The organism is Nonomuraea phyllanthi (assembly GCF_006334985.2).
Taxonomy (GTDB): Bacteria; Actinomycetota; Actinomycetes; order Streptosporangiales; family Streptosporangiaceae; genus Nonomuraea; species Nonomuraea phyllanthi.
The window spans coordinates 705,426-725,113 of sequence record NZ_VDLX02000002.1; the positions used below are offsets into that span (position 1 = coordinate 705,426).

The window sequence follows — 19,688 nt, forward strand, 5'->3', positions numbered from 1 at the left end:
CGTCGTGGTACGTCGGCGTCACCGGACGGACGCCACAGAGCGGCGACCACGAACGGTGATCGCCGGGGGTGGTGCGGGGGAAAGCTTTGACCAGCGCATACCGAGCGAGGACGTGTCTTTGCGAAACCTTTACCGAGTGATCGTTACACAGAGTCACGATCTCGTCATACTGGGTGCTCCGCAGGAGACCGCCCTTCGGCGCCTGCGTCCCCCCGTTTCCCGCGATCCGGAAGGACGTCCCCTTGTGAGCGACAAGGAGATCTTCGAGGAACTCCGCTCCATCTACGCGCACCTCCTGGCCGTCGACCCCGCGACGCTGACCATGGACACCGATCTGCGCCGCGACCTGGAGGTGGACAGCCTCGACCTCGCCGAGGTGGCCAGGGCCGCCGAGGAGCGGTTCGGGTGCTCGCTCGACTTCGACCTCGCCATCCGCCTGCGGACGGTGGCCGACGCCGTGGCGCTCGTCCGGGCCGCCGCCGATCGCGACCTTCCCGTGCGGGCCGGCTGATGGCCGATCGGGTACAGGTCGCCGTCACCGGTCTCGGAGTGCGTACGCCCGCGGGCCACCGGCTCGACGACCTGTGGGAGACCCTGGCCGGGGGACGCTCCACCGCGCGCACCATCACCTCGTTCCCCGTCGACGACCTACCGGTGACCTTCGCCTGCCAGGTGGGCGACGTCGGCTGGGAGGAGCACGTGACGGCCAGGCAGGCGCGCCGGATGGACCGCACGACGGTGCTGGCCGTGTGCGCCGCCGCCGAGGCCCTCGCCGACGCGGGCGTGGAAGCCGGTGGGCACCTGCAGCCACCGCCCGAGCGCCGGGCGGTGGTGGCCGGGACGGGATGGGCCGGCAACGCGACCTACGAGCAGGCGATGCTCGGGCAGGGCGACCGCGGCGCACCCACGCCGCTGACCGTGCTGAAGATCATGCACAACGCGGTGCCGGCGTGGATCAGCATGCGGCATCAGATCATGGGCCCCAGCCTCACCGTCTCCACCGCCTGCGCCTCCGGCGGCCACGCGATCGGCGAGGGCCTGCGCCTGATCAGGGAGGGCTCGGCGGACCTGGTCGTGGCGGGCGGCGCCGAGGCGTGCGTGTCACCGACGGTGCTCCTGGCCTTCCACCGGTGCCGCGCCCTGTCCACGCGCGTCGCCGATCCCGAGGGCGCCTCCCGTCCCTTCGACGCCGACCGCGACGGGTTCGTCATGGGGGAAGGAGCGGCCTTCGTCGTGCTGGAGCGGCTGGAGGACGCCGTACGGCGGGACGCCCGCGTCTACGCCGTCCTCGCCGGTTACGGCCGCACCTCGGACGCGTACCACCTGACCATGCCGGCACCCGGCGGCGGCGGCGCCGAGCGGTGCATGCGCCAGGCGCTGGCCGACGCCCGGCTCTCCCCGGCCGAGGTTGTCCACGTCAACGCCCACGGCACCAGCACGCGCCTCAACGACCTCGCCGAGGCGCAGGCGATCTCCCGGCTGTTCGGCCCGGGGAAGGTTCCGGTCACCGCCAGCAAGAGCGTCATCGGCCACTCCCTCGGCGCGGCCGGCGCGATCGAGGCCGTCATCAGCGCCCTCACCGTCCGCGCGGGAGCGGCGCCTCCCATCGCCAACCTCGACACCCTCGACCCCGAGTGTGACGTCGACGTGGTCCGCGCCCCGCGCGCGCTGGAGCCGGGCGCGGTCGTCTCCAACTCGTTCGCCTTCGGCGGCCACAACGCCAGCCTCGTCCTCACCCCCTACGCGACCCGGAACTGAGCCCATGCCGTCCCACCTTCCCGCCGCGGCGCCCGTGACCCGGCCCGTGCGGACCCGCCGCGACCTGAGGCAGTTCGTCGAGCTGCCGTACGAGCTACACCGCGGCGACGCGGCCTTCGTGCCGCCGCTGCGCGTCGAGTGCCGCCGCCTGCTCGACCGCAGGCGCAACCCCTTCTTCGCGTACGGCGAGGCCGAGCTGTTCCTGGCCCACGGCGGCGACGGGCGCGTGGTGGGCCGGATCGCGGCCGTGCACAACCCACGCCACAACGACGTCCACGACGCCCGCGACGGGTTCTTCGGCCAGTTCGAGTGCGTGGACGACCCGGCCGTGGCCCGCGCCCTGGTCGAGGCGGCCGCCGCGTGGCTGCGCCCGCGTGGCCTGACCACCATGATGGGGCCGGTCAACTTCACCACCAACGACGAGTGCGGCCTGCTCGTGCACGGCTTCGACCTGCCTCCGCGCGTGCTCATGCCGTACAACCCGCCTTACTACCCGGCGCTGCTGGAGGCCGGCGGGCTGACCAAGGCCAAGGACCTGCTGGCGTTCGAGCGCGATGCCGGCCCGTGCGGCGAGCGCGTCGTGCGCATCTGCGACGTCGTCGAGCGGCGCAACGGGCTGCGCGTGCGCTCGCTCGACCTGTCCGACTTCGACGCCGAGGTGGCCCGTGTCAAGCGCGTCTACCACCGCGCCTGGCAGGACAACTGGGGGTTCACCCCGATGACCGACGCCGAGTTCGCCGCTCTGGCCCGCCGGCTGCGCCGGATCGTCGATCCGTCGCTCGGGCTGCTGGCCGAGTCGGGTGGCGAGCCTGTCGCCGTCGTCCTCGCCCTGCCCGACCTCAACCAGGCGCTGCCGGTCGCGCAGGGCCGGCTGACCCGCTTCGGCCTGCCGTTCGGGGCGGTGCGCCTGGCCAGAGCGGTACGCCGGATCGACCACGCCCGTCTGGTGCTGGCGGGCGTCGTCGAGGAGTTCCGCGGCCGGGGGGTCGAGGCGGTGCTGTTCCACCGCCTGCAGGAGGCGGGCGTGGCCGGCGGCTACCGCGGGGTCGAGCTCGGCTGGACGCTGGAGGACAACGAGCCCGTCAACCGCATCATCGCGACTCTCGGCGGCACCCACGCCAAGACGTATCGGATCTACCGGCGCTCCCTGTGACCCGCTATCTCCTCACCGGGGCGACCGGCTTCGTCGGCCGGCGGCTGACCCGGATGATCCTCGCCGGCGGGCACTCCGTCACCGCGCTGGCCCGCCCCTCGGCCCGCGCCCAGGCCCTGCGCGCGATGGGCGTCACGGTGATCGACGGCGATCTGCGTACGGGGGCCGGTCTCGGCGACGCCGTCGCCGGCGCCGACCGGGTGATCCACCTCGCCGCCCTGGTCAAGGCGCGTACGGCCGCCGACTTCCGGGAGGTCAACCACCACGGCACCGCCCGGCTGGCCGGCGCGCTGGCCGCCCTGGACCGGCCGCCCCGCCTGGTGGTCTGCTCGTCGCTCGCCGCCGCGCCCGCGGGCGGCCCGGTCTCTCATTACGGCGCGAGCAAGCTGGCCGGCGAACAGGCGGTCCGCGAGCACGCCGACCGGCTCCAGGCCGTCATCCTGCGGCCCGGCATCGTCTACGGGCCCGGGGAGCCCGCGCTCCTGCCCGCCCTGATCCCCATGGTGAGGATCGGGGTGGTGGTCAAGGCCGGGTTCGGCCCACGCCACCATTGCCTGCTCCACGTCGACGACCTGTGCGCGGCCCTCCTGGCCGCCGCCGAGCGCGGCGCCACCCTGTCGGGGGCAGACCCGTCCGCGGGCGTCTACCCCGTCTGCGACGGGAACGCCTACGACTGGCTGGATCTCTGCACCGCCCTGGCCGAGGCACTGGGTTGCCGGCCGCCCGCGGTCCTGCCGATGCCCATGGGGGTGGTCCACGGTGCCGCCCGGGTGGCCGAGCTCGTCGGCCGGGCATGCGGCCGGGTGCCGGCGTTCAACGCCGACAAGGCACGGGAGATGAGCCACACCCCGTGGGTCTGCCCGTCCGCCGGCATCGGCGCCGCCGCCCGCGAGCTGGGCTACGCCCCGTCCATCCCGCTGCACCGCGGCCTGGCCACGGCGCTCACCGGCGGCTGAGCCCCGGGCCGTCAGCGGTAGAGGTCGGCGACGGCCGCCAGGAGGCGCTCGCGGGCGACGGCACCCGGGGTGACGCCGATGAGCACGTACGCGGCGAGCCCTTCGGCCAGCGCCACCAGGGCGAGGGCGCTCCCGTGCGGGTCCGCCCCGCCGGGGACGCGCCCGGCCTCCTGGTCCCTGCGGATGAGGTCGGCCATCTGGCGGTGGAAGTCGTCGTACAGCACGCGCATGCGGGCCGCGATGGCCTCGTCGGAGAAGGCGAAGGCGTGGAAGGACTGGCGGACCCTCATGTGCGCCTCGGTGGTGGCGTCGTACGGGATCAGCTCGGTGAGGACGGTGGTGAGCACGACGCGCGGGTCGGCGCGGTCGAGGTCGGCGCCGACCCGCTGCCTGATGCGGGCGCTGCTGAGCGCGTTGCCGCGCTCGAAGGCGGCCTCGATGAGCTGCCGCTTGGCCGGGAAGTAGTGCTGGACGCGGCCGGGTGAGATGTCGGCCTGGGCCGCCACCTCGGTCAGCGACACGGCTGCAAGGCCGCGCTCGGCCACGACGGCGAGCACCGCGTCGGCGATCTGGGCGCGCCGCTCAGCGTGGTGCGCCCCGGGCCCGCGGGTACGCTGCTCCGCCACCACACCTGCCTTCCCGGTATGACCGCATCGGATTGACCGGGGTGAGTATAGCGGGGCCCGCCGCCGTCAGTCGGCCGCGACGGCGGCCGCCGCTGCGGTGAGCTTGTCGGGGTTCATGACCCACAGCACCTCGTGGATGCCCTCTTCCGAGGTGCTGATCGCCAGCAGCGTGTACGGTTCCCCGTCGCGGGTGAGCAGCACCGCCGGCTGCCCGTTGACCTCCGTCCACGCCACGTCGACCTCCGCCCAGAAGTGGGGGGCGAACGCCTTGACGAACTTGGCCACCCGCGGGGCCCCCACGACGGGGAAGCGGGAGGCGCGGACCCTGCCGCCGCCGTCGGAGTAGCTGATCACGTCCGCGGCGAGGAGCTCTTCGAGCGCGGTCAGGTCGCCGGCGCGGGCGGCGGTGACGAAGGTGCTCAGCAGCCTGCGCTGCTCGTCCCGGGTCACGGGGGTGCGCCGCCCGGTGCGGACGTGCTTGCGGGCCCTGCTGACCAGCTGGCGCACGGCCGGCTCGTTGAGCTGGATGATCTCGGCGATCTGCCGGTAGGGGTACTCGAACGCCTCCCGCAGCACGTACGCCGCGCGCTCAGTTGGCGAGAGCCGTTCCAGCAGGAGCAGCACGGCGAACTCCAGGGCTTCGCCCCGTTCCGCGCCGAGGTGCGGATCCGCCGTGGTGTCCACGGGTTCGGGCAGCCAGGGGCCGATGTAGGTCTCGCGGCGGGCGCGGGCGGACCGGGCGGCGTTGATGGCCAGCCGGGTGATGCTCGTCGCCAGGAACGCGGCCGGGTTCTCCACCGTGTCGCGGTCATACTTCTGCCAGCGCAGCCACACCTCCTGCACCAGGTCCTCGGCCTCGCCGACGCTGCCCAGCATCCGGTACGCGATCCCGAACAGGCGGGGCCGCACGCTGGTGAAGACCTCCGTGGCCCGTTCGAGGTCGTCCGATGCGCTCCGTTCCGTGTCTGACACCGTCATTCGCCCCCCGTCGCGTTCACCCTAAACGTCCCGCTCACTGGTCCCCGTCCCGGGACCGCCCGTCTACCCCTTGAGCGGCCGGAGCAGACCAGCGACAGGTCACAATCCCGGCATGTACCCGCAGGTCACACCTTTGCCATCCGATGTGCGCAAGAAGAGACAAGAAGGGGCAGGGGACTTGTCATGAAGATCGTGGTCATCGGCGGGACCGGCTTGATCGGGTCGAAGGTGGTGGCGAGGCTGTCGGACCAGGGTCATGAGGCGGTGGCGGCGTCGCCCAGGACCGGGGTCGACACGCTCACCGGGGAGGGTCTGGCCGAGGCGCTGACCGGCACGTCGGTGGTGGTCGACGTGTCGAACTCGCCGTCGTTCGAGCGGGAGGCGGTGATGAGGTTCTTCGAGACCTCCACCGGCAACCTGCTCACGGCGGAGGCGGAGGCGGGCGTCGACCACCACGTGGCGCTGTCGATCGTGGGCACCCAGCGGATGCCGGAGAACGGCTACTTCGCGGCGAAGATCGCCCAGGAGCAGCTGATCGAGAAGTCGCCGATCCCGTTCTCGATCGTGCACGCGACGCAGTTCTTCGAGTTCGCCCCCGGCATGGCCGACCAGGCGACGATCGACGGCGCGGTGCACGTGCCGCCGGTGCGCTTCCAGCCCATCGCGGCCGACGACGTCGCCGAGGCCGTCAGCCGGGCCGCCGTGGCGGCGCCGCTGAACGGCCGGGTGGAGGTGGCCGGCCCGGAGCAGTTCGGGATGGACGAGTTCTTCCGCCAGGCCCTGGCCGCGTGGGGCGACCCGCGCGAGGTGGTCACCGACCCGCGGGCGCGCTACTTCGGCACCGTGCCGGGGGAGCGCACGCTGGTGCCCGGCGAGGGCGCCAGGCTCGGTCGGATCCGCTACCGCGACTGGCTCGCCGCCTCCGCCGGGTAGCCCGCCCGGCTCAGGCAAGCAAATCGACGAAGGTGATGCACATGTCGAGATCGACCGCGTGGCAGACGGCGCTCACCACGCTGCAAGAGGTGGAGCCGCCGTTCATCCCGGAGGGCGCGCACGTGATGACCGTGGTCGTCGAGTACCCGCCCGGCGACCCCGGCGCGCCGCCGCACCGCCACTCCGGTCCCGCCTTCGGCTACGTGGTGGAGGGCGAGATGCTGCTGGAGATCGAGGGCGAGCCGGAGCGGGTCGTACGCGCCGGCGAGGCGTTCTGGGAGCCGGGCGGCGACGTCATCCACTACCAGGACGGCAACAACCGCGACGACGTTCCGCTGCGCTTCACCGTCACCATGCTGTGCGTGCCGGGCACGCCCATGCTGACCGTGGTGGACGAGGAGGAGCTCGCCCAGCGCCGGGACCGCCGCGCCGCACGCGCCGTCTGAGCGGTACTTCCCGTGCCGTAGCCGCGCGGGCGGCTACGGCGGCGGGAGTAACGCGTACTGCCTTCCGCCGTACGACGACGCCGGCGGCACCCGGCGGCGAGGATCGAGGCCCAGCAGCCGTCGAAGGGGCCACGATCCATGCCGTCACTGGTACGCCACATCACTCCCGTCCCGCCCGACCGCGCCCGCGGCGTGGTGGCCGAGGTCTACGCGCAGGTCAACGCCGAGTTCAGCAGCATCGGCCCGGCCGTGATGATGATGTCTCCGTCCGACGAGCTGATGGCGGCGGGCTGGTCGCTGATGCGCGAGGCCCAGCTGGCCGGCGGCGTCCCCGCGCTGGAGAAGGCCGTGGTGGCGCTGGGAGCGGCCCAGGCCAACGACCTGGCGTACGACGTCCAGGCGTTCCTGTCCGTCCTGCGGCTGCTCGGCCGGCCGGAGGTCGCCGACGCCGTCGAGCGCGGCGACCAGCCCGCCGATCCCGCGCTGGCGGCCCTGCTCCGCTGGGCGGTCGCGACGGGAGGCGACCCGGTGCCGCCGCCGTTCTCCCGCGAGGACGCCGCCGAATATGTCGGTACGGCGCTGTTCACGCACTTCGTCGACCGGGTGGCGGCGGCGATGCTGCCCGCCGGGCTCACCCCGGGCAGCATGGCGGCCGGCGACGAGCCGCCGTTCGAGGGCGCGCCGGTGCTGCGCGAGCTCGGCCGGGACCTCCGCCCGGGCGCCACCCTGCCGCTCCTCGACGGGCTGCCCGCCGGGAAGGAGCCGGCGTGGGCGACCGGCCTGCCGATCGGCACCGCGTACGCCACCCTCGCCGCCACCGCGGCGCAGGGCTCCGGCCTCCTCACGCCCGCCGCCGCGCAGGCCGTGACCGCGACGATCGCCGAGCACCGGGGCCGCCGCAGGCCGGCCGGCGACTGGCTGGACGGGCCGCTGTCGGCGCTGGGGGAGCAGGAGCAGGCGGGGGCCAGGGTGGCGATCCTCGCGGGGCTGGCTCCGGAGGCGGTGACCGACGAGCAGGTCGCCGCCTGGCGCGCCACCGACCGCCGCCTCGGGGACCACTGCACGGTGTTCCTGCTGGCGTACGGCGCCATGACCGCCGTCACCCACATCGAGTCCGCCGTCGCCGCCACGCTCGCCGCCTAGGCCGGCGGCGCGTGGATCCGGCCGGTCAGGTTCTCAGCAGCGCGAACGCCGCGTACGCGGTGATCCCGTACGCCAGGTGCGGGACGGCGTCCGAGATCCACGCCTGGCCGACCACTGCCGCGGGTCGGTGGTGCCGAGCGCGGCCAGCGCCTGCTTGCGGTGGTCGGCCTGCTCGTCGTCCCCGAGGTCCACGTCCGTCAGGTCGGTCAGCTTCTCCACGGCCTGCTGCGGGGTGCTGCTGGCCGCGCGCGCCCGGATGGCCATGTCGAGATACGTGGCGATGTTGAGCGCGCTCGTGCCGGCCGCGCCCGCGATCAGCCCTTTGACGAGTGTGTGCATCTCCCGCCGCTACCCGGGACGCCGCCGTACAGGCCCGCCGGAGGTGCGGCCCCGTTCGGTTGGGCGGTGCGCTCCTGCCCGGGTGCGTCATTTGAGCGGGTCGTGGCCCCAGTTCATCAGCGAGTAGCGCCACCGGCTGTCCCGCACGTCTCCTGAGGGCCGCTGTGCCAGATGGCGGTGCACGTAGCCGACGACCTTGCTCATGTGCTCGTAGTCCTGCTCCGTCCAGGACGACTTGCGCTTCCTGAGCAGTTCGACGATCCTGCGGCCGGAGGCGTGGCCGGTCGACTCGCCACCGCCGTCCTTCTGGCCGACGGACCTCGACTCCTCCGTCGTGAGCCAGTGCTCCAGCTCCTTGGCGGTCATGTTCACCGCCTCGCCGAACTCGGCCGCCACGTCCCGCTCGCCACCGGTCACTTCGTGTCCTTGCCCTTGCGCAGTGCCGACGGCTTGTGCACGGCCTTCTTCCCGCTCTTCTCGCTGCGGACGACGTACTGCGGATCGTCGGGAGAGGCCGCGACCGTGCGGCCGGCCTCCTTCGTCCTGCCGGTGACCTTCTTCTCCACCTTGCCGTGGGCCGTCGACCCGTGGCTCTTCCAGGAGACCTCGTCGCCCACGGACGGCTCCTTCTTGCGTCTGCCGCTCATACGGCCCCGCTACCCGCGCCGCCGCGGACACGCGGGCCTCGTGGCAAAACCTTTCCCAGTTCCTTTTTCGGGCTGTCACAGTTCGGGGGGCTGCCCTGTCCTAGCTTGCGACCGGTTGGCAGGAGGGCCCCGGGCGACCCCCGGGGCCCTCCGACGCCTCTCCCGAGCCGAAGTGAGACAGCATGAACCAGCAAGAGCAGCAAGGGACGACCGCGACGCGGGCGCCGATCGCGACACTCGAGAGCCTCCGCGAGCACCTGCAGTGGGCGATCGAGCTGGAGCACGCGACCCTGCCGCCGTACCTGAGCGCGCTGTACTCGCTCGACCCGGAGCGGAACCCGGAAGCGGTCGAGGTGGTGGGCAGCGTCTTCGCCGAGGAGATGCTGCACCTGGCGCTGGCAGCGAACCTGCTCAACGCCGTCGGCGGCCGGCCGGTCCTGGACTCGCCGGGGATGTTGCCTCCGCATCCCCGGCGACTGCCGCACGGCGAGCTGGAGCTGTCGCTGCTGCCGTTCGGCCCGGAGGCGCTGGAGATGTTCCTGAACCTGGAACGGCCGGCCCCGCCCGGCGCGCCGCCGGAGGCGGACGAGTACGAGACGATCGGCCAGTTCTACGACGCGATCGAGCGGGGCCTGCGCCACCTGTGCGAGCAGCTTGGGGAGCGGGAGGTCTTCACCGGCGACCCCGCCCGCCAGGTGACCGAGGTCCACTTCCGGCAGACCGGCGGGCGGCTCATCGCGGTCGACGGGCTGGACTCCGCGCTGGCGGTGCTGGAGGAGATCGTCGAGCAGGGCGAGGGCACGGCCAGGGGCGAGGTCTGGGACGGCGACCAGGACATCTTCCACCCCGACCGGGAGGAGGTCGCGCACTACTACCGCTTCCAGGAGCTCAAGGCCGGCCGGCGCTACCGGCGCGGCGACAGCCCGCAGTCCGGTCCCACCGGCGAGGAACTCCTGGTGAACCTGGACGCCGTGCGCCCGATGCGCCCCAACCCGCGCCTGTCCGACCACGCTCCGGACAGCCCCATCCGCGCGGCGCAGGAGGAGTTCAACCACACCTACTGCGCCGTCCTGCACCTGCTCGAACGGGCCTTCAACGGCAGCCCGAAGCTGCTCGGGGTCGCCACCGGCACCATGTACGCGCTCAAGGCCCAGGCCCAGACCCTCATGCGGATGCCCGACGAGGACGGAGCCACGGCCGGGCCGACCTTCGAGTACGTGCCGTCCGAGTCGCGCCGGTGGAGCGTCGGCGATCAGCAGCGGATCGTCGTGCTCCGCGACGGCCCGTACGTCGTGTACGGCCGCGTCCCGCTCAGGCGCAAGCGCAAGATCGTCTCCGCCGAGGACAACGCGCTGACCTGGCAGACCGGCGAGCCCCTGGAGACCGAGGACACCTACGCGCTGTGCCGCTGCGGCCACTCGGGCTCCAAGCCGTTCTGCGACGGGACCCACGCCCGGATCGGGTTCGACGGCACGGAGACCGCGGGGGTCCGGCCGTACGAGGAGCTGCAGCACGTGCACGACGGCGTGGGGATCTCGGCCCAGCGGGTGGGGGAGCTCTGCGTCCATGCGGCCTTCTGCATAGGACGTACCAGGCCGATCGCCGAGATGCTGGCCGACACCGCGGACAGCGACGTGCGCGCCGAGATCATGGGCCGGATCGACCACTGCCCCTCCGGGTCCTACAGCTACGCGCTGGAGCGCGGCGGCGACACGATCGAGCCGGACCTCCCGCGGGCCATCTCGGTGCTGGAGGAGGAGGGCAAGCTGGCCAGCGCGCTGTGGGTCACCGGCGGCGTGCCGGTCCACCGCGCGGACGGCCGGCCGCTGGAGACCCGCAACAGGATGACCCTGTGCCGCTGCGGGCACTCCGGCAACAAGCCGCTGTGCGACGGGACCCACCGGAAGATCGGCTTCCGCGAGTAGGCGGCCCGCGGCGCGCTCCAGCGGCACGCGATCCGCGCGCTATGGGGATGGCCGAGCATGGCTGCGAGCGCGTGGCGACCGCCTGGACCCCTGCTCCCCGCCGTCCATACCGGAAACATACCGCCTTCGACAAGGATGCCGGTCGGAGGTGGGAGTCCATGATCAAATTGTTGGGACGCCTGGCGGTGACGGATGCCGGCGGTCGCGCGATCAAGGTCAGGGCCGCCAGGCAGCAGGCGATCCTGGCCGTCCTCGTGCTGTGCCAGGACGAGGTGATCACCATCGACCGGCTGGTGTCCGAGCTGTGGCAGGACGAGCCGCCGGTGACGGCGAAGGAGAGCCTGCGGACGTACGTGTACCGCCTGCGCCGCGCCCTGTCCCCGCTCGCCGCCGACGGCGTGGACCTGGTCACCGTGGGGAACGGCTACACGCTGGCCGTCCCGGACCGGGCGGTGGACGTCAGGGCGTTCGAGTCGGCCGTCGCCAAGGGGGTGGACGCCCTGACCGAGGGCGACGCGAGGCTCGCGGCCGCGATGCTGCGGGGCGCGCTGGCGGTGTGGCGCGGCCCGGTGGCGCCGGAAATCGACGTCGAGCTGGTCTGCGACGAGCGCCGCCGCCTGGACGACCTGCACGTGACCGCCCGCGAGCTGTACGTGGAGGCGGAGCTGCGGCTCGGCCACCACAACCGCGCGATTCCCGAGCTGGAGCGGCTGGTGGAGGCCCATCCGTTGCGCGAGGCGTCGTGGGGGATGCTGCTGCGGGCGCTCGCCGCCCGTGGCCGCCGCGCCGAGGCGCTGGCCGCCTACCGCCGGCTGCGCGCCGTCCTCAGCGCCGAGCTGGGCGTCGAGCCGGCCGACGAGCTGCGCCGCCAGCACCAGGCCATCCTCAAGGGCGAGGTCGGCAGCATGAGGTAGGACGGGTTCTCCCCTGGAGCTAGCTCCCGGACGGGGCGTCGGCGCGGAGGCCGCGGATGAACAGCTCCAGGTGCCTGCGGGCGAGCTCGTGCTTCCACTCCGGGGGCTGCGGTCCCGGCAGGGGGCGGGAGACCCGTACGAGGAACGTCACGATGTCGATGAAGGCGACGTCCTTCGGAAGGGATCCGGCGTCGTGGGCGGCGGCGATCAGCCGCTTGATGGCGTCCGCGGCCTCGCTCCGGGGAGGGGAGAGCTCGGGGTCGTTCGCCAGGTCCACCACGCCGAGGAGGGACGGCAGGATGGCGGAGACCCGCAGGTCGAGAGCCTCGCGCAGGTAGCGGGCCAGCGCGTCGAACGGGTCGCGCTCCTGCTCGCCCGCGGCGCGGGCCGCGGCGAGGGTCGCGGTCAGCGCGTCGAGGGCGACCGCGCGCAGCAGCGAATCCCGGTCGGGGAAGCGGCGGTACAGCGTGCCGGAACCGACGCCCGCGCGCCGGGCGATCTCGTCGAGGGGCGCGTCGGGGCCGCGCTCGGTGATGACGTCCCTGGCGGCGGTCAGGATCTGCGCGAGGTTGCGCTTGGCGTCCGCCCGCATCGGCCTGGCCGCGCCCCGGGCCTCCTCGACCTGCATGGACAGAGCATAGACGGCCCCGTGGCGCCGTCAGCCGCCTGCCCGTCTCGCCGGATGGGTGCGGAGCGCGTGGTCGAGGGTGTCGAGGGCCCAGGCCCAGGAGGCGTCGGTCGAGCGCTCGGTGTGGCGGAAGCTGCCCGACAGCTCCAGGCTCACGTATCCGTGGAAGGCGCCGCCGAGCAGGCGTACGGCGTCCGTCTGGTCGGGCTCCGGCAGGTCGTAGCCGCGCAGGAGTGCCCGCGTCATCTCGGTGTGCCGGGGCCCCGCGCTCCTGGCGGCGGTCTCCGGGTCGAGCTCGAACCGGGAGGCCGCGTATCTGCCGGGATGCCGCCTGGCGTAGTCGCGGTAGACGTTGGCCAGCGCCACCAGCGCGTCCTTGCCCGCGCGCCCCGCCAGCGCGGCGGCGGCCTGATCGGCCATCTCCTCCAGAGCGAGCAGCGCCACCCGCACCTTCAGCTCCCGGGCGTTGGCGATGTGGGCGTACAGGCTGGGCTCCTTGACGCCGAGCCGGCGCGCGACCGCCGAGCCGGTCACCCGGTCGAAGCCGATCTCGTCGGCCAGCTCCGCCGCCGCCCGGGTGACGCGTTCGCTCGTGACGCCCGCTCGTGCCATGTGACCTCCCGTTTCCTAATGGAAATAAGAATTTGCCTAATTATATTAGGTACAGTTAGCCTGCGGAACATGAGACCCATAACGGAACGTGACATCCGCGGCTCGTTCGTCAACTGCTCCAAGGGAGAGGCCAAGCGCCTGGGCGTCCCCCACGACCTCGACCAGCAGCCCTGGGATGACCTCGACTTCCTCGGCTGGCGAGACCCCGGCGCGCCCGATCGCGGCTACCTCGTCGCCGAGCGCGACGACGGCGGCCTCGTCGGCATCGCGCTCAGGGCCGCCCCCGGCGCCGCGCGGGGCTTCACCGCGCGCAGCATGTGCTCGCTCTGCCTGACCACCCGCACCAACGGCGGCGTGGCCTTGATGAGCGCGCGCCGCACCGGCGAGGCCGGGCGCCTGGGCAACACCGTCGGCCAGTACGTCTGCGCCGACCTGGCCTGCTCGCTCTACGTCCGCGGCAGGAAGAAGTCGGCCGCGGGAGACCTCGACGAGACCCTGACCCTGGACGAGAGGATCGCCCGCACCCGTGACCACCTGCGCGCGTTCGTCGGCAAGGTGATGGCCTGACCTCCCCGTCGTGGATGCCCTCTGGCGGAGGCGATCCGGCGCTGTTAACGTCAATGGTGGTGCGCCGGGAAGTCTGGTCGGCAATGTCATGACAGGCTCGCTCCAGGGGAGGCGCCCATGTCCACCGATCGACGCGACGAGTCCGCACGTACCGGCATCGCCGAGCGCTACCACCTTTCCAAGCAGCACTTCTGGCTGCACGGGCCGCGCACCGGCCCGCAGGTCGAGTTCGAGGCCGGGATGTGGAACGTCTACGGCTACCCGGAGGTCCACGAGATCTTCGGCGACCCGGCGACGTTCTCCTCCGACACCATGCGGGTGATCCCCGAGCACCTGCTGCCGGACGGCGAGGACTTCTCGCTGAAGGGGTTCATCACCCAGATCGACCCGCCCGAGCACGGCAAGCTGCGCAAGCTGGTCAGCAGCGCCTTCACCCGCAAGATCGTCGCGGACCTCGAGCCGCGGATCGCCTCCCTCACCCACCAGCTGCTCGACGCGGCGCGCGAGCGCGGCCGGTTCGAGCTGGTGACCGACCTCGCCTACCCGCTGCCCGTCATCGTCATCGCCGAGCTGCTGGGCGTGCCCAGCAGCGACCGCGCCCTGTTCAAGAAGTGGGCCGACGGGCTGTTCGAGCGTGACAGCAAGGTCTCGCTCGCCGAGCCCGCCGAGGGCCTGGACGCGGAGCGGGACGCGGCCATGGAGGCCACGCTGAAGCCGTGGAGGGAGATGACGAGCTACCTCGCGGCCCACGCGGCCGAGCGGCGCCGGCAGCCCCGCGCCGACCTGCTGACCAGGCTGGTCGAGGCCGAGGTGGACGGCGAGAAGCTGCCCGACGACCAGGTGGTCAACTTCGCGATCGTCCTGCTGCTCGCCGGGCACATCACGACGACGATGCTGCTCGGCAACACGGTGCTCTGCCTGGACGCCTTCCCGGAGGAGCAGGCCAGGGTACGCGCCGACCGCTCCACCGTCCCGGCCGTCATCGAGGAGTCCCTGCGCTTCCTCACCCCGTTCGCCGCTCTCGGCCGCGCCACCACCCGCGAGGTCGAGCTGGGCGGCGTCACCATTCCGGCCGACCAGCTGCTCATGATCTGGCTCGGGGCGGCCAACCGGGATCCCCGCCAGTTCCGCGACCCTGAGGTCTTCGATCCCCGCCGCGACCCCAACCCGCATCTCGGCTTCGGCCGCGGCATCCACTTCTGCCTGGGCGCGCCGCTGGCCAGGCTGGAGGGCCGGGTCGCGCTCGACATCCTGCTCGACCGCTTCGACACCCTGCGCACCGACCCGGACGACCCCGTGGTCCTCATGCCCGCCCCGACCATGACCGGAGTGCGGCGCCTCGCCCTCCTCTAGCCCTCGCCCTCCTTCCAGCCCTCGCCCTCCTCCGGCCACGGGCCCCGCCGGGCGGTGAGGCGCCCGGCGGGTGATCCCGCCCGTCAGCGCTCGATGAACACCGGGTTGGAGTAGAACCACAGGTCGGCCCACGGGTCGGAACCCTTCGGGTCGGGCTCGGGCTCCATCTCGTCGGTGCTGGTGCCACGGACCCGCACGTACATGGGGCCGTCGATGTCGCGCAGCGTGTGCTGTACGACGATGTCGTCGCCGTCGCGCCGCCACTGGCCGGGACCGTAGCGGGCCACGACCTTGGTGGTCGGGTTGGTGTCGGCGGAGCGGTCCTTGACCGGCCCGGTGACCCGGCCGGTGATGATGTCGACCCGGCTCACCTGCGGCCGCTCGCCCTTGGCGTTGGGCGTGGACGGCACGTGGAAGCGGACCTCCACCTCGGCGTCACGGTCGTGGCCGCGCAGCGTCAGCGTCTCGCCGACGGTCGCGGTGTTGCCCTGGGCCTGGCCGTGCGCCTTGCCGGTACGGGAGACCGTCAGGTCGAGCCGGTCGATCAGGTCGCCGATGACGACGAAGATCCGGCCGCTGCGCAGCCCGTCCAGGATGTCGGCGTAGTCCCAGCCGGCGTACACGTACGTCTTGGAGTACTCGCCCGGCCAGAAGTCGCTGCCGCCCTCGGTGTAGTGGACGTGGGAGTCGGACGTGGAGGTGATCCACCAGCGGCGGCCCTCGCCGAGCAGCGAGTCCCACAGGCCCCCGAGCCGGGCGGTCATCTGGTCGAACCCGCCCATCGTGGGGTGGTTGCCGTAGCCGCCGCGGTCGCCGTTCGGGTCGATGCCGCCGTCCTTGTTCAGCGCGCCGGCCTGGTGGCCGGGCGCGCCCTCGAAGCCGTGGGCGATGTCCGGCGCGGTGTCGTTCCAGTTCCGGAACTCCGCCGGCGTGTCCTGGCCGTAGACGCCCAGCCCGGTGGCCGAGCGGGCGGGGTGGTTGGCGAACAGCAGCGGCTTGTGCGGGAGCTGCCGCATCACCCGCAGGGCCTCCAGCATCTTCTGCTCGGTGTCGAAGGCCGGGTCGGAGGGGAACGGATCGCGCTTGGAGAACTTGCTCTCCAGCTGGAACAGGATGTCCCGCTCGGTGCTCACCTTCGGGATGATCAGGCTGGAGTGGTCGGCGGCGGGCGTGTCCAGCTCCATGCCGTAGAACTGCAGCACCCTCGGCACGGACCGGCGGGCCTCCAGCAGGCTGGGGTAGCGCTGCTCGGCGTCCAGCTTGGAGTGCAGGGGGCCGCCGTGGTCGGTCGAGACGATCCACGCGAGCCCGTGCTGCTGCGCGTGCGTGGCGTTCACCGACAGCGGGTAGATCGCGTCCCCGCCGATGATGGGCGTGGGCGGGCTGGTGGAGTCGTCGTACCCGACGCTGAACTCGCTGTGCACGTGGTGGTCGCCGGGCAGCCACCGCCGCCGCCCGCCGCCGGGCCGCCGGTCGTCGGCCCAGGCGGGGCCGGTCAGGCCACCCACGGCGACCGCGCCGACCAGCCCGCCGGTGACGGCCAGGAGCCGCCGCCGCGTGACGGAATCGGGGTTCTCAGAAGCGGACATCGAGGCTTGTTCCTCTCCAAAGGGCGCCAATATCCGCATGAGTTCATCGGTCCCGCGTGACGGTTCGCTGACCGCTCGTCCACCCCACGGCGAACAATGGAGAACCGGCGGCCCTCAGGGGCCGACCTCGCGCCGGCCGGCCAGGCGCGCCCCGCCGGCTAGGGCAGCCGCCAGTTGTGCGGTGCGCGTTTGAGGGTGTAGACGGCCTCCGGCAGGTCGTCGCGGACGCGGATCATCCACAGGGCGAGATCGGTGGTGAGGGCGGCGCGGACCTCGGCGAGCGCGGGATCGTCGTAGCGGTTGTCCAGCTCCACCGGGTCGGCGTCCAGGTCGTAGAGCTCGCCGGTGCCCCGCTCGTCCAGGAGCAGCTTCCACCGCTCGCGCCTGAGCATCACCGTCGTGCCCGACTGGGTGACGGTGTTGAGCTCGTCGAACGTGCGGCCCTCGTACGGGAAGTGCAGCGGGGGCCGCTCGTCCACGCCGTAGGAGAGGCCGCCGAAGCCGCGCTCGGCGTATCCGGTGGCGAACTCCTCGGCCGGGTACGGCTCCCCGGTGAGCATGGGCCACAGGCTGCGGCCCTGGACTCCGGCGGGGATCTCGGCGCCGATCGCGTCGCAGACCGTCGGGAGCAGGTCGGCGAGCGAGACGAAGTCGGTGCGGTTGACCGACGGCCGCACGCCCGGCCCCGCCACGGCGAACGGGATGCGCATCAGGCTCTCGGACATGCCCGCGCCCTTGCGCTGCAGGCCGTACTCGCCGGTGTAGTCGCCGTGGTCGGCGACGAAGAACACCAGCGTGTCGGAGTCGCGGCCGCGCTCGCGCAGGTGCGCGAAGAACCGGCGGAGCTGGTCGTCGATGAGCCGCAGCATCCCGCAGTAGTTGGCGCGGTAGCGCCGCCACTCCGCGTCGTGGCCGGGCCGCTTCTCCTCGATGAGCCGGCTCAGCCAGGTGTACGTGCCGCCCTTGCGCTCCGCGCCCTCGGGCCCCGCCAGCCGGTCGGGCACCTCGTCCTCGCCGAAGAGGCTGAAGTACGGCTCGGGCACCTGGTACGGGTTGTGCGGCTCCGGGAACGACAGCCAGGTGAAGAACGGCCGGTCGGCGGGCGTCCCGTCGACGGCGCCGATCGCGTCGGTGACGATCCGGTGCGGGAACTGGCACTCCAGCGGGAACGGCGTCGGCTCGTGGCTGACCGAATGGTCCAGCTCGCCGAGCCACTCCTCGAAGGCCGCCTGCTCGGGCGTCGCCGCGCCGGCCGGGCCGCGCACGTGCCAGTACGGCGCGGCGAACGTGTCGAAGTCGGCGGGCTCGCGGTGGAAGTGCGTCTTGCCCGCCAGGTGCAGCGCGTAGCCGGCTTCGCGCAGCACGTCCACCAGATCGGCCCCGCGCAGCACGTGCCGCGCGGCGCTGTTCTGCCGGACCCGGTGCGCGGACGGGTAGCGCCCGGTGACGAGGCTGACGCGGGCGGGCACGCACAGCGGGGACGTCGTGTACGCCCGCTCGAACTGGACGCCGTCGCCCATCAGCCCGTCGAGGAACGGCATGGTGTCGAGGGGGAAGCCGCTCGCGGCCGTCCAGCCGGCGCGCTGCTGATCGGTCATGACCAGCACGATGTTGGGTCGTCTCATCGATCCGCCTAGCGCTGCTCGTACATCGGCTTGAGGTAGTCCTTCCGCGGTTTCCAGTTGGGGAAGGCGTAGTCGTCCAGGCTGACCTGCGCGCCCTTGCTCTTGGCCGCCGCGATCGCCTGGTCCCGCTGCTTGGCGCTCTCGCTGGACAGCTTGGTCAGCGCCGCCCGCACGTCGGTGACGTCGCCGGTGAGCGCGCCCTGCACGATGTCGCCGAGGGTGGGGCGCACCGGCTTGGTCTCGATCAGCACCTGCTTCATGTCCTTGTTGCCGGCGATCGGGTCGGGGGCGAGGAAGACGCTCTCCTGGAACCAGCCGATCAGCTTCTTGTACGCCGGGTGAGCCTCGGACCGCTCGACCACGGAGATGTCGCGCGGCGGCTGCGACATGGTTCCGGCAACCTGGAGGGAGTACTCCTCGGTGGTGAAGTGGTCGCTCAGCAGGGCGTTCGCCGCCGCGGCGTGCTTGGTCGTCGGGGACAGCCAGTAGTCGCCGGCCTGCGGCGGGTGGTACGTGGCCACGGTGGCGCCCGCCTCGGGCACCAGGATCGGCCCCACCCCGAGCTTCTCCCCGAACTCGGGCGTGTCCTTCAGTGCCACGCCGGGACACCACGGACCGTCGAAGTAGTACGCCGCCACCCCGGCGGTCCACCGGGCCCGCGCCACGTCGTCCAGCCACGAGTTCGCCCCGGGCACCAGCACCTTGTCCTGGCGCAGCGAGACCAGGAACTCGATCACGTCGAGGTATTCGTCGGCGTGGAAGGCGAACTCGCCGGTCTCGTAACGCACCCCGTTGCCGCCGGCGAACCCGGCCGCCTGCGCCATGTCATGGAGCTGCTCGCCCAGCCGGTTGGGCATGCCGATGTTCCACACCCAGCCGTACGCGTCGCCGCCCGCCGCGTCCTGCGCCTTCCGGGCCGCGGCCCGGAACTCGTCGTAGGTCTTCGGCGGCGCCTCCGGGTCCAGCCCGGCACGGCCGACCAGCTCCGTGTTGAACCACGGCACGGCGACGTAGACCTGGTGGCTGAAGATCGGGAACGCGTACGTCTTGCCGTCGAAGACGTGCAGGCCCTCGATGAGCGAGTCCTCGACCCGGGCCTGCGCCTCGTCGCTGAGCTCCAGCGGCCGCGCCCAGCCGGACGCCACGAGCGCCGCGGCGGGCAGGTTGAGCCCGGCGTTGGTGCGGATGTCGGGCAACTGGTCGCTCTGCTTGGCCAGCTGCAGCGCCTGGCCCATCTTCGCGGGGTTGTAGTACGTGTACTGGACGGGGACGCCGCCGGGGCTCTTGGCGAACTTCGCGAAGATCTCCGCCTTCGCCTTCTGGAGCTGGTTCTGGTGGTCCCACCAGGTCAGCGAGTTGCCGCCGGCACCTCCGCCACCACCGCCGCCTGCGCCGCACGCGCTGGTCGCCGCCGCGGCGGCCAGGGTGCCCGCCGCGGCGAGGAATCCCCGCCGAGTCATCGCGGTCATCGGTTCTGCCTCCTACCTCGCGGCCGT

Annotated in this window: 21 protein-coding genes; 11 read left to right on the forward strand and 10 right to left on the reverse strand. The window is 72.6% G+C overall.

What is annotated here, in order from left to right; all coding sequences use genetic code 11:
• Positions 1-244: 244 nt before the first annotated feature.
• Genes FH608_RS51345 through FH608_RS08815 form a run of 4 tightly spaced genes read left to right on the forward strand, consistent with a single transcriptional unit; the run spans position 245 to position 3,867 of the window.
• Positions 245-511 (forward strand): acyl carrier protein, encoded by a 267-nt coding sequence (locus FH608_RS51345; RefSeq protein WP_193318307.1) that lies wholly within the window; start codon positions 245-247, stop codon positions 509-511.
• Positions 511-1,758 (forward strand): beta-ketoacyl-[acyl-carrier-protein] synthase family protein, encoded by a 1,248-nt coding sequence (locus FH608_RS08805; RefSeq protein WP_139629844.1) that lies wholly within the window; start codon positions 511-513, stop codon positions 1,756-1,758. Before FH608_RS51345 ends, FH608_RS08805 begins: the two co-directional genes overlap by 1 nt.
• 4 nt (positions 1,759-1,762) lie before the next feature.
• Complete coding sequence (locus FH608_RS08810; RefSeq protein WP_139629845.1) at positions 1,763-2,911, forward strand: N-acetyltransferase; 1,149 nt, start codon at positions 1,763-1,765, stop codon at positions 2,909-2,911.
• Complete coding sequence (locus tag FH608_RS08815; protein WP_139629846.1) at positions 2,908-3,867, forward strand: NAD-dependent epimerase/dehydratase family protein; 960 nt, start codon at positions 2,908-2,910, stop codon at positions 3,865-3,867. The genes FH608_RS08810 and FH608_RS08815 overlap by 4 nt, the downstream gene beginning before the upstream one ends.
• 11 nt (positions 3,868-3,878) lie before the next feature.
• Here FH608_RS08815 and FH608_RS08820 read toward each other — a convergent pair whose 3' ends face one another.
• Both FH608_RS08820 and FH608_RS08825 read right to left on the reverse strand, forming a co-directional pair.
• On the reverse strand, positions 3,879-4,493 hold the full coding sequence (locus FH608_RS08820; RefSeq protein WP_139629847.1) for a TetR/AcrR family transcriptional regulator: 615 nt from the start codon (positions 4,491-4,493) through the stop codon (positions 3,879-3,881).
• Positions 4,494-4,559: 66 nt separating this feature from the next.
• On the reverse strand, positions 4,560-5,471 hold the full coding sequence (locus FH608_RS08825) for an RNA polymerase sigma-70 factor (protein ID WP_139629848.1): 912 nt from the start codon (positions 5,469-5,471) through the stop codon (positions 4,560-4,562).
• 183 nt (positions 5,472-5,654) lie between these two features.
• Between FH608_RS08825 and FH608_RS08830 the strand changes: the two genes are divergently transcribed.
• From FH608_RS08830 to FH608_RS08840, 3 genes are all read left to right on the forward strand, one after another.
• On the forward strand, positions 5,655-6,404 hold the full coding sequence (locus FH608_RS08830; RefSeq protein ID WP_139629849.1) for an SDR family oxidoreductase: 750 nt from the start codon (positions 5,655-5,657) through the stop codon (positions 6,402-6,404).
• 41 nt (positions 6,405-6,445) lie between these two features.
• Positions 6,446-6,850, forward strand: coding sequence for a cupin domain-containing protein (locus FH608_RS08835; protein ID WP_139629850.1), 405 nt, complete (start codon positions 6,446-6,448; stop codon positions 6,848-6,850).
• A 138-nt stretch (positions 6,851-6,988) separates the two neighbouring features.
• Positions 6,989-7,993 (forward strand): carboxymuconolactone decarboxylase family protein, encoded by a 1,005-nt coding sequence (locus FH608_RS08840; protein WP_139629851.1) that lies wholly within the window; start codon positions 6,989-6,991, stop codon positions 7,991-7,993.
• Positions 7,994-8,026: 33 nt separating this feature from the next.
• On the opposite strand, the gene FH608_RS08845 is transcribed toward FH608_RS08840, so the two are convergent.
• The 3 genes from FH608_RS08845 to FH608_RS08855 all read right to left on the reverse strand — a co-directional run bounded on the left by FH608_RS08845 (position 8,027) and on the right by FH608_RS08855 (position 8,979).
• On the reverse strand, positions 8,027-8,332 hold the full coding sequence (locus tag FH608_RS08845; protein WP_226899165.1) for a hypothetical protein: 306 nt from the start codon (positions 8,330-8,332) through the stop codon (positions 8,027-8,029).
• An 87-nt stretch (positions 8,333-8,419) separates the two neighbouring features.
• Positions 8,420-8,749 (reverse strand): DUF3140 domain-containing protein, encoded by a 330-nt coding sequence (locus FH608_RS08850; protein ID WP_139629852.1) that lies wholly within the window; start codon positions 8,747-8,749, stop codon positions 8,420-8,422.
• Positions 8,746-8,979: a hypervirulence associated TUDOR domain-containing protein gene (locus FH608_RS08855; RefSeq protein ID WP_139629853.1), complete on the reverse strand. Its 234-nt coding sequence runs from the start codon at positions 8,977-8,979 to the stop codon at positions 8,746-8,748. The genes FH608_RS08850 and FH608_RS08855 overlap by 4 nt, the downstream gene beginning before the upstream one ends.
• 182 nt (positions 8,980-9,161) lie before the next feature.
• Here FH608_RS08855 and FH608_RS08860 point away from each other — a divergent pair, with 182 nt between their 5' ends.
• Both FH608_RS08860 and FH608_RS08865 read left to right on the forward strand, forming a co-directional pair.
• Positions 9,162-10,904: a ferritin-like domain-containing protein gene (locus tag FH608_RS08860; RefSeq protein ID WP_139629854.1), complete on the forward strand. Its 1,743-nt coding sequence runs from the start codon at positions 9,162-9,164 to the stop codon at positions 10,902-10,904.
• A 158-nt stretch (positions 10,905-11,062) separates the two neighbouring features.
• A complete protein-coding gene (locus FH608_RS08865; RefSeq protein ID WP_193318308.1) occupies positions 11,063-11,818 on the forward strand; it encodes an AfsR/SARP family transcriptional regulator in 756 nt (251 codons plus the stop codon).
• Positions 11,819-11,837: 19 nt separating this feature from the next.
• Here the strand turns inward: FH608_RS08865 and FH608_RS08870 are convergent, their stop codons facing one another.
• Together FH608_RS08870 and FH608_RS08875 are read right to left on the reverse strand one after the other, a co-directional pair.
• Positions 11,838-12,446 (reverse strand): TetR/AcrR family transcriptional regulator, encoded by a 609-nt coding sequence (locus tag FH608_RS08870; RefSeq protein ID WP_139629856.1) that lies wholly within the window; start codon positions 12,444-12,446, stop codon positions 11,838-11,840.
• A gap of 30 nt (positions 12,447-12,476) precedes the next feature.
• Positions 12,477-13,058: a TetR/AcrR family transcriptional regulator gene (locus FH608_RS08875; RefSeq protein WP_139629857.1), complete on the reverse strand. Its 582-nt coding sequence runs from the start codon at positions 13,056-13,058 to the stop codon at positions 12,477-12,479.
• A gap of 69 nt (positions 13,059-13,127) precedes the next feature.
• Between FH608_RS08875 and FH608_RS08880 the strand changes: the two genes are divergently transcribed.
• Positions 13,128-13,625 carry an FBP domain-containing protein gene (locus tag FH608_RS08880; protein WP_139629858.1) on the forward strand — a complete coding sequence of 166 codons (498 nt, stop codon included), beginning with the start codon at positions 13,128-13,130 and terminating at the stop codon, positions 13,623-13,625.
• A gap of 117 nt (positions 13,626-13,742) precedes the next feature.
• Positions 13,743-14,978 (forward strand): cytochrome P450, encoded by a 1,236-nt coding sequence (locus FH608_RS08885; RefSeq protein ID WP_139629859.1) that lies wholly within the window; start codon positions 13,743-13,745, stop codon positions 14,976-14,978.
• 83 nt (positions 14,979-15,061) lie between these two features.
• Here the strand turns inward: FH608_RS08885 and FH608_RS08890 are convergent, their stop codons facing one another.
• The 3 genes from FH608_RS08890 to FH608_RS08900 all read right to left on the reverse strand — a co-directional run bounded on the left by FH608_RS08890 (position 15,062) and on the right by FH608_RS08900 (position 19,661).
• Entirely contained in the window at positions 15,062-16,567 is a 1,506-nt protein-coding gene (locus tag FH608_RS08890; protein WP_139629860.1) for a CehA/McbA family metallohydrolase domain-containing protein, read from the reverse strand.
• Between the two features lie 158 nt (positions 16,568-16,725).
• Positions 16,726-18,192 (reverse strand): sulfatase-like hydrolase/transferase, encoded by a 1,467-nt coding sequence (locus tag FH608_RS08895; protein WP_139629861.1) that lies wholly within the window; start codon positions 18,190-18,192, stop codon positions 16,726-16,728.
• Between the two features lie 8 nt (positions 18,193-18,200).
• Positions 18,201-19,661, reverse strand: a complete 1,461-nt coding sequence (locus FH608_RS08900; RefSeq protein ID WP_139629862.1) for an extracellular solute-binding protein — start codon at positions 19,659-19,661, stop codon at positions 18,201-18,203.
• Positions 19,662-19,688: the final 27 nt, after the last annotated feature.